Below are 13,089 nucleotides of genomic sequence, written 5' to 3'. Positions count from 1 at the left end.
TGGGGTGGTTTTTTTGTGCTCGCAAAAGAGTATTCTGGCGCTCGCTTGAGGGAATAGCCCATTAAGCTTGTACTTCTTTTCTTTTTTATCAAAAAAGCGTATTTTTAAGCAAAATAGTCGTATCAACAAGCAAAATATATGAAACGAAAAGGGCTAACTATACGCGGAAAAATACTTTTAGGCTTTATTTTGGAAGTATTTATTTTCGCCGTTTATGGTGTGTACGGTATTGTTACCGTGCAAAACAGTGCAACAAAAATAGGCGAATGGAACCGGGTGATTGACCCTTCTTTGGATGCTATTAAAGACTTAAAGCTTTTGGTGGTCAACTCGCAGCGACTTACCTTCTCTTTCATCTATTCGCCACCGCAGGCACCTACCCTCGAAGATGATAAACAAGCGCTTCAAAACCTGCACGAACAAGAGTATCCTTCCTTGAAGGAGCGCATTACTACCCTTACGGGTTTTTGGAAAGACAGCTCACAAGTAGAGCAAATGGAAGAGGCTTTTCAAAAGATAGAAGTCCTTATAGCAGACCAAAAAGTGGCATTGAGCACCTTCCGTACCGTGGATGACCGGAACGACTTCCTGAAAATATCTAATATGAACCAACTGGTAGAAGACAAATTATTGCCTGCCACCTCGCTCATATTGAACGACTTGGACCGTATCGAGCAAGCCAAGAAGCAAGAAAAGGACGTGTATCATGATGATGTGGTTGATTCATTTCAAAATTTGAAATTGCAGACTATTCTTTTAGTCTTGTTTATTACCTTCACAGGTCTGGTATTGGCATGGCTGGTAACCAACGATATCGTATTGCCTATTGAAAAAATCAATACGGTCATTGCGCGCCTGAGTCGTGGTGAACTGCCCGAAGAAAACGAAATAGATACCATTCGCAACCGTAACGATGAAGTGGGTGAGATAGCTCGTTCGGTGTATGGCTTGGTGAGCGGCTTGCGCTCGGTAGCTGCCTTTGCCGAAAGCATCGGTCGCAAAGAGTATAACGTGCCCTTTAAGCCGCTTAGTGAAAATGACGTATTGGGTAACGCATTGATAAACATGCGCGACAACCTTGTGAAGATGACCGCGCTGGAGACGCGCCAAAACTGGGCAAACCGCGGATTGGCTGAGTTTAGTAGAATCTTGCGGGAAAGTAGTGATGACGTCGAGCGCATGGCTGATGTGGTGATTTCGGAGTTGGTTACTTATTTGAAAGCTAACCAAGGCGGATTTTTTATCGTGCGTGAAGATGAGGAGGGGGAACAAGAACCTTATTTGGAGCTGGTGGCTTGTTATGCATGGGATAAAAAACGTTTCCTTGAAAAGAAAATATACAAAGGCGAAGGACTCACTGGACAAGTATGGCAAGAGGGCGAGATGTTATACCTTGAAAACGTGCCCGATGATTATGTGATGATTACCTCTGGTCTTGGCAAAGCCAACCCTAACAGCATTTTGATAGTACCTTTGAAAGCCGCCGATGTCGTGTATGGTGTTATTGAATTGGCTTCATTCGATAGATTTGAAGACTACCAGCGTGAGTTTGTGGAAAAAGTAGCCGAGAGCATTGCTGCTACTTTGGCAATGCTTAAAAACAACGAGAAAACCCAGCGCCTACTTGAAGAAAGTAAGATGCTGGCAGAGCGTATGGCAGCCCAAGAAGAGCAAACGCGCCAATACATTGAAGAGATGCAGGCTACTCAGGAAGAGTTGGCACAGCGCCAGTTGCTGGCAGAAAGCAAAGAATTGGTGATTTATTCTAATGCCGTTGTATTGCATGTAAATAAGCGTTTTCAAATTACCCAATCTAACAACTTAGCATCACAGGTGCTTTATTATACCCCCGAAGAATTGAAAAAAATGACTTTGAGTGAGTTGTTTGCTTCCGAAGCCAAGTACGAAGAGATGCGTATGCAGCTTTCGCGCGGGCAAAGCTGGCGGGGCATTGTAACCATCCGCACCAAATCGGGCGATGAACTGTGGGTGAAAATTTTGGCAGGTACCATTCAAAATGGAGAAAGCACGGAATACATGCTGGTGCTTGATGATATCAATGAAGTACGCATGTTGCATGTGAACTGACAATTTTACTTGGTATCTAAAAAGAAAAAGGGACATGAAACGTCTTTTTGCATGGGGATGGATAGCTTGGCTATCCACTTTTGGTTGGTCTTGCGAAGTAAAAACCATCAAAGAAGCGGGCTATGATGTAGAAGCAATTCAAGAAGAAATAAAGTTGCGCAAAGTGAAGCGCATCACGCCGGCGCAGTTTGTGGCTTGGGTAGATGAGCACAGCGCCAGCGTAGTGGTGGCACTGAACCGCCGCTTAGAGGCATGCATGCATCAACACCCTTTAGCAGATTGCGAAGAGCAAATACGTCCATATATCGATAGCCTTGCCGCTGTGCACGGTTTTCGCTATGAGTTTCTTACGCTGAAAGATTTACAAAGCAAACATGAAACTGCCTCAACAGAGCAAGAAAAACAGTTGTGGTTGGCTTATCTCTATGACATGGAGCAGGGACATGATTTGCAAACCAATGTGCAATTTATCAAAGAACGTAAGGAATATTGGTACACTGCACCCGTAGTTTTTTATGAGGATGCTGAAAGCAACGCGCCTGTTGCTTTGTGGTTGCTTATCTTTCCGCAAAAAGAAATAGTCAAGCGATTCAATTGAGGCTTTGGAAACTATTCCACGAGCAAGAAAGTTAAAAATAGAAGTCCATTAAATACAAACTCACTATGGTTACAATTACAGAAAAAGCCAAGCAAAAACTTATACAGCTGCGTACCGAAGAAGGGAAAGACGAGCATTATCACCTGCGGGTAGCTGTCAAAGGGGGCGGATGTTCAGGTTTGATGTATGACCTTTCTTTTGACAATCAGATACAGCCCAACGACGAAGTGTTTGAAGATAAGGGAATCAAAATACTGGTCGATAAGCGCAGCTTGCTGTATCTGTTGGGTACCACGCTGGACTATTCCGACGGCTTGAATGGTAAAGGTTTTCAGTTCCTCAATCCCAATGCCTCCCGCACTTGTGGTTGTGGCGAAAGTTTTGCAGTATAGAGCATTACATAAAAGATAATCCAGAAGAAACACGAGTCATCTATTTGCAAGGTGGCTCGTGTTTCTTTTACGAAGCCCTTTGTCCACGCCTTATAAAAGAATAATGCTTCGACCTATTTGCCAGTTTAAAGCTATGTCTAAAACGCAGGTACAGCGCTTACGAGACGAAAAGAAAAAAACACCATAAAGAGGGCGATTTTTCTACTCTTTTACCTCGTGCTTAGCGAGAAATATCGCAGAGAGCAGCATGTTTTGATTCAGGAAAAGTAAAATAGGGCATTACTTTTCAATGCTTTAATTGTTTATGCGCTGATGATTTGGTAAATTATACAAGAAGACATTACCAAGTCAAAAACAAATCGGTTTAATTTGGAATTTTATATTTGCAAGCCTGTTGCTTCTTCATTCTCATTTAAAAGCTTAATTTCTTATGATTGACCTGTCAAGCGCTTATTACCATACCGAGCACGTGAACATGTTTTACGTGTCTGCCCCTGAGAATTGGCTGGAGATGCAATGGAAGGGGCACATTGCTTTTGCTGAGGTGCAGGAAGCCATGCAAAAAGCACTAAAAATATTAAAGGAAGTTAAAAGCGATAAGCTCCTTTCAGACCACCGGGCAGTAACCAACTCCTGGGACTCTGCCAACCGCTGGATTGTGGAAAGGTGGCTCAATGATGCTCAACGCCTACGCCTTCGTTATGTGGCATTTGTGGCACCGGAAGAGCTGCTGCCTCGTATCTCTCTGGATAATCTATACCGTATGCTAATGCGCAAGCGCCCAGAAATGAAGGAGAATGTGCGCATCTTCAAAGAAATAGAAGAAGCGCGCAGCTGGTTGCGCACAATGGCTTTGAATCAATAGTCAGAAGAGGAAAGCAGCCATTATTTTAAAACAAACATGCGGCAAGTTTTCTGTTTGAAGAACCTGCATGTTTGTTTTTTTAGGATAAATGCCTATAAGGCAACTTCCTTTGTTGCAAACTTCATGGGGTAGGAGGGGCTAAGCTCTCCTTTTATTATTTTTTGCAGCTTCCGTTTTAGCAGACGTTTCTTCAAAGGCGAAAGGTAGTCGATGAACAGCTTGCCTTCGATGTGGTCATATTCGTGCAAAATGACACGCGCAGTAAAACCATCATATTCTTCTTCATGCAGTTGCCATTCTTCATCGAAATAGCGAATCTTGACGCGCTCTTTGCGGCTCACATTCTCGCGCACCTCAGGAATGCTTAGGCATCCTTCTTCCATTACCCACTCTTCGCCTGAAGTTTCAAGCACGGTGGGATTTATAAATGCTTTTTTGATGTATTGCTCTTGTGAGGCATTTTCTTCTTCCTCTTCTTTCAGGTGGAGGGTATCCACCACAAACAGGCGAATGGCTTTACCTATTTGCGGGGCAGCCAACCCTACTCCATGCGCCTGATACATGGTTTCGAACATGTCTTCGACCAGCTGTTTGAGGTCGGAGCCTTGTGGTATATCTTCTGCTTTTTTACGCAGCACCGGGTCGCCGTAAGCTACAATAGGATAAATCATAAGTCTTTTTGTTTCGACAACAAAGATACGAACAAAATTGCTTATAGGCGATGTTGCAAGAACTCTTGAAGCAAGAGGGTGGCAGCCGTGCGGTCTATATTGCCCTTTTGCCGGCGGTATTTCTGTTTGGTGCCTCCGGCAATCATTGCCCGTACTGCGTCTTTAGAACTGCCGTATTCATCTACTGTATGCAAGGCGATGTGCGGATAACGCTGTTTCAGTTCTTGAATAAAAGCATCTACAGCGGTGGTAGAGTGCGTAGGGGAGCCGTCGGCTTTGAGCGGGTAGCCCACTACAAAGGCTTCTACTTCTTCTTTTTGCAGGTAACGGTGCAGGTATTCCCAGAGTTGGTCGGTGGGCACCGTTTCCAAAGGCGACGCGATGATTTGCAAAGGGTCGGTTACCGCTATGCCGGTTCTACTCAGTCCGTAGTCAAAGGCAAGAATGCGAGCCATCGTGCGTTTGGGTTAATCGTGAATGAATGGAAGGGTACTTTCGAGCTGCATACCGCGCGAAGCTTTGATGAGTATATGATAACCTGCCCAGTGTTGGTCTGCCAACCAATTGTGAAGTGAAAATTTGTCGGGGAAATAGTAGGCAAAAGGCAAGTGGGCAAGTGCTGCCTGCACCTCCTTGCCATAGAGTACCACTTTATCAAAGTCGAAGGAAGCAATGAGTTGCCCTAAGTCTTCGTGAGCTTGCCGACTATAACCGCCCAGTTCAAGCATATCACCAACAATAAGCATCTTGGGGCGATGGGGCAGCCGTGCAAAACTACGTATGGCTTGCTCCATAGAAGAGGGGTTGGCATTGTAGGCATCCAATACGATGCGCACTTGTCCTTGTTCTATGAGTTGCGAACGCTGATTTTTGGGGATGTATTGGGCAATGGCTTGTAGTGCTTGACTTTCTTCAATCCCAAAAGTAAGCCCGATGCAATGGGCTGCTGCTATGTTGTCGAAATTATAGTCGCCAAAGAGGTGGGTTGAATAAGTATGTCCTTCTTTTGTTTTGATGCCTACAAAGTACTCGCCTTTTATGGCTTCTATGCCTTGTGGATATTCTATCCGTTTAGGTAGCCGGCTTGCCATGCGCATGAGCCATTCATCGCGGCTGTTGACAAAGGCAGTACCTTCGTTTTTGAGCAAATAATAATACAATTCACTGTTGGCACGGGCAACCCCTTCGAGGCTGCCGAAGCCTTCGAGGTGGTCCATCCCTATGTTGGTAATAAGCCCATGGGTAGGAGCTGCTATTTCACACAAAGCCGCTATTTCGCCTTCGTGGTTAGCTCCCAGCTCTATTACAGCTATTTCGGTATTTGCAGGCATGCGCAAAAGGCTCAAAGGAACGCCTATGTGGTTGTTGAGGTTACCCGGTGTAGCAAAGGCACGGTAGCCACAAGACAGCACGGCGTGGGTGAGCTCTTTTGTGGTGGTTTTGCCGTTGGAGCCGGTAATGGCAATAAGTGGAATATTGAATTGTTTTCTGCGGTGATGTGCCAATGCTTGCAATGCTTGCAAGCCATCTTCTACCAGATAGCAGCGGGGATGGGCTTTTGCCACCGAAGGGTCATCGACGACTGCAGCGGCGGCGCCGGCTTCTATAGCCTGCAAGGCAAAGCGGTTGCCATCGAAGCGCGCACCTTTTAATGCCCAAAAAATCTCGCCTGATTGCAGGGTGCGGGTGTCGGTACAAACCCCGCGGCTTTCATTGTAAAGACGAAAAAGCTCCGGAATGGTAGTGTACATGACTTTCTGTTTGTATCGGAATAAGAACGGAGGGCAAAGATACGAAACTTCTTTTCTAAGACTTAGGCTTCTGTTGTTGGGATTTGAGCACTTGCCCCGGTGGGGGCAGAGGGCACAGCCTGCGGTTTGGTGAAGAGATAAAAGCTGAAACGCGTGCCCTCGTCCACTTTGCTTTTTACTTCTATTTCGCTGTGGTGCGCCAAGATGATTTGCTTCACGATGGCGAGCCCCAGACCGCTGCCGCCACTTTCTTTCGAACGGCTTTTTTCTACACGATAGAAGCGGTCGAAGATGCGGTGTAGGTGCTTTTTGGGAATCCCCACGCCATTGTCTTCAATCACTACTTGACACCGGTCTGTGGAGTCTGCCGACAGCAGACGCACCCGTACGAAGCCGCCTTCTTTCCCATATTTAATTCCGTTTTCCACTAAGTTTATAAATACCTGGCGGATGCGTTGTGGGTCTGCCCATGCGATACACTGCCTCGGGCTCTCTAGTTGCAGTTCGATGGAGCGGGCAGCGGCTTTGTTCTGCAGCTGTTCAAATACCTCTTCACAGATTCTATGCAGGTCCACCTGTTGAAAGTTCATTTTGATAACGCCCATTTCCATTTGTGAGAGCATGAGCAAGTCTTGCACCAAGTGCTCGAGTCCTTCGAGGCTTTTGTTGGCACGTTCTAAAAATACATAGCGCACTTCTTCGTCGTCGATGGCGCCATCCAAAAGGGTTTGTATGTAGCCTTGTGCTGCAAAAATGGGTGTTTTTAACTCATGGGAAATATCGGCGATGAACTCGCGGCGAAAAGCCTCCAACTTCACCAAGTCATCTATTTCTTTTTGTTTTTTAGCAGCATAGCTATATATCTCTTTGTGCAGGTCCTGCAGCGGTCCTGAAATAGTAGCCAGTTGACGCTTGGCAAGCTTAAAGTCTTTTTTCTTAATCTTATTCAGAGAAGTGTAGAGTTGATTGACTTCGCGGAAGATAAGCAGCTCCAGCGCCAAAGTGTTGAGAATGACGCCTGCGGCAAAAGAAATGCCAAAACAGGTGAGGAGCAACCAAAAATGGCTTTCTGGAAAGAGAGACACAAAAAGGGTAGTGAGCCCTGCTACACACACTGAAATGAATACAGCCCACTGTTTGGGTGAACGAGGCATAAAAGAGCAATCTTAACGGTTCAAAACTACTTCTATTCTACTGTGAGCAGCTATTTTAATCGATTGAAAATTTGTATCCTACACCTTTGACCGTCTTGATGTAGTTATCACCAATCTTTTCGCGTATTTTACGCACATGCACATCTACTGTGCGGGTAAGGACAAACACATCGTCGCCCCATATGTTTTGCAGCAGCTCTTCGCGGGTGAATACTTTTTTGGGGTGTTGTGCCAAGAAGAAAAGCAGTTCAAACTCCTTGCGGGGCAGCTCCACTTCTTTTCCATTCAGTGTAACTAAGTACTTGTCGCGGTCAATGATGAGCTCGCCTACTTCTATACGGTTGCTTTGAGGTTCACGGCTACGCTTGGTTTCTCGTTTTAGAGCGCTGGCAATGCGAGTCATCAGTGCTCGAATACGTATGGGCTTAGATTGGTAGTCATTAGCACCAATATCGAAGGCGGCTACTTCAGAATATTCTTCATTACGGGCGGTCAAGTAAAGAAGGTAAACATCTTCATTTTCTTCTCTGATACGCCTGCCGGCTTCCACTCCGTCCATTTTGGGCATCATAATATCCATAATGATAAGGTCAGGACGAAACCGCCGGGCTACCTCTACGGCTTCCTGTCCGTCGAAGGCTGTTTGCACTTCATAGCCTTCTTTTTTCAAGTTATAGCTTAACAGCTCGACAATATCACGCTCATCGTCAACCACCAACACCTTGTAAGGGGTAGTACTCATAGTGTGTATGCTTTTTTGTCGTAAAATTAATGTTTTTTAATAAAACCGAAGAGAGTAAGTGTTTGATTGACAAAATATTAAAGCTTTGTTAATGATTTCTTTACATCATTTGACTGGGTGACGTGCTGGGTAGCCCGAGAAAGTCAACGCACTCAGAGCACTATGTCTTCAAACAGCCACTGTAGGGCTTCTTCTTCATCTTGAAAATAGCGCAGGGGTGGTAAGACCAAGCCCCGCTCTGGTACTTTCTTGTTGAGCTGTACCTGCAGGGTCAGTTCGCCGAAGGCATTTCGAAAAGGCAGAATAGCTACCCGGAAAGGGAAGGGTACCTGTGCTATGGCTTGTGGGTACCATTCGTTGTAGGTCCAGCGGATTTCTTCTACTGTTTGCAAGGAAGCATCCTGCAAGTCAATAAGCCAGCGTTTGAGTTTGTGCTTTTTGACTAAGTCTATGCTTTCGTGCCACACTTGCCGATGCTCTTCTGGGGGGGCAAATCCCCACCATTCGACTACGATAAGCTCTTTGCCAGTGTCTATTTTTATACAGCTGTGTTCGCTTTGAAACGCCGTTTGCATCCTTCTTTTTTAGGTTTGTTTTTCGCCAATAATTTTGCCGTCGAGCATATACACGATGCGGCGAGTGTAGTGCGCCCATTGTTCGGCATGCGTTACCATGACAATGGTGAGCTCACCGCTGTGATGCAGTTCCTGCATCAGCTGCATCACCTGAGCGCTTTCGGTACTATCCAAATTGCCGGTAGGTTCATCGGCAAGCAACAAAGCGGGGCGGCTCACCAATGCACGCAACAAAGCTACTTTTTGTTGTTGCCCGCCGGAGAGCTCGTGGGGGTAAGCATAGCGCCGGTGCCACAGGCGCAAGCGTTGCATCCACTCTTTGAGCAAGGCGGAAGGTAAGCCGTCTTTGTTTTTTTTATACCGCAGGGGCAACACAATATTTTCATACACATTCAGCTCTTCTACCAAGTTGAACTGTTGAAATACCATGCCTATATGATTGCGGCGCAGGATGGTGCGTGCTTTCTCGGAAAGGGGCGCTGCTTGGTCGTTCAGGTAAATACTGCCCGACGTAGGCACATCTATCATGCCCAATAAGTTGAGCAAGGTGGTTTTGCCACAGCCCGAAGGTCCCATGATTGCGAGGAAATCCCCTTGCGAGATTTGCAGGTTTATGCCGCGCAAGGCGGGTGTTTGCACGCTGCCAGAATCGTAATATTTGTGCACGTCTCTCAGTTGAATAGGGAAGAGCTGCCCGGCGTTTGCCGGTTGCTGAAACGAAGAGCTGCCAAGTAGTTTATAAAATTTGTACATTCGCAAGAAGAGGCTTACGCTCAAATATGCAAGATATGGCACAGGCAGCAAAAAAGAAAATATTGATTGTAGATGACAACGAGGACGTCTTGTGGGCGCTGAAGATGTTGCTCAAAAGACAAGGTTGGGAGGTAAGCACCGAGCAAGACCCGCGCCGCATTCCTTTTTTGGTGTCGCAGCATGCATTTGACCTTATCTTGCTGGACATGAACTTTCGCGAAGATACTACTTCCGGCAAGGAAGGTTTTGAGTGGCTGGCTAAAATATTGGAAATAGACCCCCAAGCCGTGGTGATTATGATTACAGCCTATGGCGATGTGGATACCGCTGTGCAAGCCCTGAAAGCCGGTGCTACCGACTTTGTACTCAAACCTTGGGAAAATGAAAAGCTCATTGCCACGCTGCAGGCTGCTTTGAAGCTGCGCGATTCTTATCGCAAGGTAGAGCAACTGGAACGCAAAAACGAACAACTGACTGGCATCATCAACCGAGCAGAGGTGGAAATGTTGGGCAATAGCGCTGCCATGCAGAAGGTGCGCATGCTCATCGACAAGGTGGCAGCTACCGATGCCAATGTCTTGATTTTAGGCGAAAACGGCACAGGCAAGCAATTGGTGGCTAAGATGATTCACCGCCAATCGAGGCGTTCGGCAAAACCCTTTATTGGCGTGGACATGGGGGCAGTGAGCGAAACCCTCTTTGAAAGTGAGCTGTTCGGGCATAAAAAAGGAGCTTTCACCGATGCCAAACAAGACAGAATAGGGCAGATAGAATTGGCTCATGGAGGCACCCTCTTTTTAGATGAAATAGGCAACCTGTCGCTGGCACTTCAGGCAAAGTTGTTGACCGTATTGCAAGACAGACGCATACGTCGGCTGGGCAGCAATGACTGGATTGACATCGATGTGCGTTTGATTTGTGCCACCAATATGCCGCTACACGAGATGGTCAAGGAGGGCACTTTTCGCCAAGACCTGCTTTACCGCATCAATACAGTAGAGATTTATTTGCCGCCCCTGCGCGAGCGCATCGAAGACATTCCGCTACTTGCCGAGCATTTCCTTCGCCGTTTTGCGCAGAAGTACAGAAAAGAAGTGCGGCAGTTGTCTGCCGAAGCGCTCAAAGTCTTGAAAACTTACAGCTGGCCCGGCAACATACGGGAATTGGAGCACGCCATAGAACGGGCAGTGATTATGGCAGACAAGCACACGCTGACCAACGATGATTTTGCTTTTTTGCAAAAAGCGGCACCTTCTGCCAAACTACCTACGGATTTGCCTCTGAATTTGGAAGAACTGGAAAAGCAAGCCATTGCGCAGGCACTGAAAAAGCATCAAGGCAACATAAGCCAGACCGCCAAAGAGCTGGGCATTACGCGTGCTGCTTTGTATAGACGAATAGAAAAATATGGGCTTTAAATCACCATATCGGCAATTTTTTTTCCATGTGCTGCTGGGATGTGCTTTTGTAGCTGCCGCAACGTGGAGCTATGGGCAGCAGCGACCTTTTACCGCTATCTTCTTTGCTTTGTTGGCAGGGGCTTTTTTGTTGGCAGCATGGCAGGTTTTGTTGCGCATTGAGCGCAGGTGGTGGTTGCTCTTCGATGCATGGGAAGCAGGCGAACACCGCCAGCCTGCTTCCTTTAAAGACTACTATGCCGAAGCCTACCGTCGTTGGCAAGCAAGCGTCGTTGCCTTGCAGCAACAACAAGAACAACAAGAGGCACACAACCTCTTTTTGGAAACACTGCTTGCCAACATAGAAGTGGGCGTGATAGTGCTGCGCTTGGATGGCACCATCTATTGGCACAATCCGGCAGCCGTACGTTGGTTGCGCTTGCCGCCGGCAGCACGGCATCTGCAACAACTGCCGCCGGCTTGGGAAACATGGAAACAATGGGTGTTGCAGGCAGCACACCACGAAGAGCACCTCTTTGAGGTGCCCATAGACCATTCGCTCATTAGCTTTTCCTCTAAGGTGAGTCGTTTTGCCGTGTTGGGTGAGTCGCTGATAGCGGCAAGCATACAAAACCTGCAGCACCTCATGGAAGACAAAGAAATGATGGCGTGGCAGCAGCTGACCAGAGTACTTACTCACGAGATAAGCAACTCGGTTACCCCTATTGCCTCTATTCTCGCTTCGGTGCGCGAACTGATGCAAGGGGAAGCCTTGGCTGCCGAAGAGCAAGAGGAAGTGCAACAAGCCTTGGCACTGGTAGAGCGTCGCGCCCAAGAGCTGACTCGTTTTGTGCAAGAGTTTCGGCATTTAGCCAAAATGCCGGAGCCCAACCGCCAATGGATAGAAGTACGCGCTTTGTTTGAAGAGGTAAAGCAGCTGTTACAGCAAGAAGCCGATGCCATTCAAGCTTCCATTGAAATCGTAGTAGCGCCTGCCGGTATGCAATTGTGGGCAGACAGAGCTTTGCTCATGCAAGTGCTCATCAATTTGTGCAAAAATGCACTGCATGCTTTGGCAGACACACAAGCAGGCAAAGAACGCAAAGTGCGATTGGTAGCCATAGAGGCGGAGCGTTATTTGGCGGTAGAAGACAACGGTCTGGGCATTCGACCGGAAGCCATGCAACGCTTGTTGGTGCCCTTTTTCTCTACAAAGAAAAAAGGCTCAGGCATAGGACTGAGCCTTTCAAGGCAAATTGTAAGGGCACATGGCTGGCGCTTGAAGGTACAATCCGAATGGGGGAAAGGCACCTGCATTCGCATTGATTTTTAGCGTTCAATTGGTAATTGCGACGCTTGCCAGTCCATGATGCCTCCTTTTAGGTTATATACCTTCTTGAAACCCAATTCGCGCATCAAGGCAACAGCGCGGCTACTGCGTCCGCCGCTGCGGCAATAGACGTAGTACGTTTGATTTTTATCCAGCTGCTCGAGTTTCTGGCGGAATCGTTCATCGTAGAAGTTAAGCAGTTGGGCATTGGGCAAATGCCCCTCAGTGTATTCTTCGGGCGTGCGCACGTCCAATACAACCCCCGGCTGCTCTTTTAGTTTTTGAGCGAAGGTGGTAGGGGGTAGGTCTTGCCCTTCTTTCGACTGGGAGGCGCCAGAACAGGCTGTCAGTAATAAGGCAACAAGGGTTATCCACTTTATGCTCCACAGTTTCATGGTCATTTGTTTTTTTACGCTTTATTTTCAAAAGGCATCGCAGCTGCTCATACATTTCAGTACACCCAACACTTCTTTCATCTTCAGGGAGTAAAGGATATTTTTTCCGTCTCGCTTGCAATCCAATATACCTTTCAGTTTCATGTTGGATAGGTGATGCGAAGTGAGCGACTGCTCTGAGCCCAGCATCTCGCAAATGGCAGATACCGACAATTCTTCATGTTCTGCCAGCAACTTCACAATACCCAGCCGCATAGGGTGCGCAATGGCTTTCAGTATGAAAGCTACTTTTTCGATTTTGTCGGCTGTCAAAGCCTCTAAATTTAACTCTTCCGTCGTCATAGCGTGTTCTGTTTTTTTACAGAACAAAGTTAAATG

General features: G+C 46.9%; 15 protein-coding genes. 6 read left to right on the top strand and 9 right to left on the bottom strand.

Annotation, left to right across the window (positions count from 1 at the left end; all coding sequences use genetic code 11):
* Window positions 1-138 precede the first annotated feature (138 nt).
* The 4 genes from FHS56_RS07260 (at window position 139) to FHS56_RS07245 (ending at window position 3,943) form a co-directional block, all read left to right on the top strand.
* Window positions 139-2,088 (top strand): GAF domain-containing protein, encoded by a 1,950-nt coding sequence (locus FHS56_RS07260; RefSeq protein WP_166919228.1) that lies wholly within the window; start codon window positions 139-141, stop codon window positions 2,086-2,088.
* 34 nt (window positions 2,089-2,122) lie between these two features.
* On the top strand, window positions 2,123-2,686 hold the full coding sequence (locus FHS56_RS07255; RefSeq protein WP_166919227.1) for a hypothetical protein: 564 nt from the start codon (window positions 2,123-2,125) through the stop codon (window positions 2,684-2,686).
* A gap of 65 nt (window positions 2,687-2,751) precedes the next feature.
* Entirely contained in the window at window positions 2,752-3,078 is a 327-nt protein-coding gene (locus tag FHS56_RS07250; RefSeq protein WP_166919226.1) for a HesB/IscA family protein, read from the top strand.
* Between the two features lie 430 nt (window positions 3,079-3,508).
* Window positions 3,509-3,943 carry an STAS/SEC14 domain-containing protein gene (locus FHS56_RS07245; protein WP_166919225.1) on the top strand — a complete coding sequence of 145 codons (435 nt, stop codon included), beginning with the start codon at window positions 3,509-3,511 and terminating at the stop codon, window positions 3,941-3,943.
* Between the two features lie 92 nt (window positions 3,944-4,035).
* Here FHS56_RS07245 and def read toward each other — a convergent pair whose 3' ends face one another.
* The 7 genes from def to FHS56_RS07210 all read right to left on the bottom strand — a co-directional run bounded on the left by def (window position 4,036) and on the right by FHS56_RS07210 (window position 9,589).
* A complete protein-coding gene (gene def / locus FHS56_RS07240; RefSeq protein ID WP_166919224.1) occupies window positions 4,036-4,614 on the bottom strand; it encodes a peptide deformylase in 579 nt (192 codons plus the stop codon).
* 41 nt (window positions 4,615-4,655) lie between these two features.
* A complete protein-coding gene (gene ruvX, locus FHS56_RS07235) occupies window positions 4,656-5,069 on the bottom strand; it encodes a Holliday junction resolvase RuvX (RefSeq protein ID WP_166919223.1) in 414 nt (137 codons plus the stop codon).
* A gap of 12 nt (window positions 5,070-5,081) precedes the next feature.
* Window positions 5,082-6,365, bottom strand: a complete 1,284-nt coding sequence (locus FHS56_RS07230) for a UDP-N-acetylmuramoyl-tripeptide--D-alanyl-D-alanine ligase (protein ID WP_166919222.1) — start codon at window positions 6,363-6,365, stop codon at window positions 5,082-5,084.
* Window positions 6,366-6,427: 62 nt separating this feature from the next.
* A complete protein-coding gene (locus FHS56_RS07225) occupies window positions 6,428-7,519 on the bottom strand; it encodes a sensor histidine kinase (protein WP_166919221.1) in 1,092 nt (363 codons plus the stop codon).
* A gap of 55 nt (window positions 7,520-7,574) precedes the next feature.
* The gene (locus FHS56_RS07220) at window positions 7,575-8,261 is read right to left on the bottom strand and encodes a response regulator transcription factor (RefSeq protein WP_166919220.1); all 687 of its coding nucleotides are present in this window, start codon (window positions 8,259-8,261) and stop codon (window positions 7,575-7,577) included.
* A gap of 152 nt (window positions 8,262-8,413) precedes the next feature.
* The gene (locus FHS56_RS07215) at window positions 8,414-8,836 is read right to left on the bottom strand and encodes a hypothetical protein (protein WP_166919219.1); all 423 of its coding nucleotides are present in this window, start codon (window positions 8,834-8,836) and stop codon (window positions 8,414-8,416) included.
* A 9-nt stretch (window positions 8,837-8,845) separates the two neighbouring features.
* The gene (locus FHS56_RS07210) at window positions 8,846-9,589 is read right to left on the bottom strand and encodes an ABC transporter ATP-binding protein (protein WP_166919218.1); all 744 of its coding nucleotides are present in this window, start codon (window positions 9,587-9,589) and stop codon (window positions 8,846-8,848) included.
* 35 nt (window positions 9,590-9,624) lie between these two features.
* Between FHS56_RS07210 and FHS56_RS07205 the strand changes: the two genes are divergently transcribed.
* Window positions 9,625-11,007: a sigma-54-dependent transcriptional regulator gene (locus tag FHS56_RS07205; protein ID WP_166919217.1), complete on the top strand. Its 1,383-nt coding sequence runs from the start codon at window positions 9,625-9,627 to the stop codon at window positions 11,005-11,007.
* Window positions 10,997-12,319 carry a sensor histidine kinase gene (locus FHS56_RS07200; RefSeq protein ID WP_166919216.1) on the top strand — a complete coding sequence of 441 codons (1,323 nt, stop codon included), beginning with the start codon at window positions 10,997-10,999 and terminating at the stop codon, window positions 12,317-12,319. The genes FHS56_RS07205 and FHS56_RS07200 overlap by 11 nt, the downstream gene beginning before the upstream one ends.
* Here FHS56_RS07200 and FHS56_RS07195 read toward each other — a convergent pair.
* The gene (locus tag FHS56_RS07195) at window positions 12,316-12,711 is read right to left on the bottom strand and encodes a rhodanese-like domain-containing protein (protein WP_166919215.1); all 396 of its coding nucleotides are present in this window, start codon (window positions 12,709-12,711) and stop codon (window positions 12,316-12,318) included. The genes FHS56_RS07200 and FHS56_RS07195 overlap by 4 nt on opposite strands.
* A 27-nt stretch (window positions 12,712-12,738) precedes the next feature.
* Entirely contained in the window at window positions 12,739-13,053 is a 315-nt protein-coding gene (locus tag FHS56_RS07190; RefSeq protein ID WP_166919214.1) for an ArsR/SmtB family transcription factor, read from the bottom strand.
* Window positions 13,054-13,089: the final 36 nt, after the last annotated feature.

The sequence above is a fragment of the Thermonema lapsum genome (assembly GCF_011761635.1).
In the GTDB taxonomy this organism is placed as follows: Bacteria; Bacteroidota; Bacteroidia; order Cytophagales; family Thermonemataceae; genus Thermonema; species Thermonema lapsum.
The sequence above is the reverse complement of the archived record's forward strand: the minus strand, read 5'-3'. Positions and strand labels throughout refer to the sequence as shown.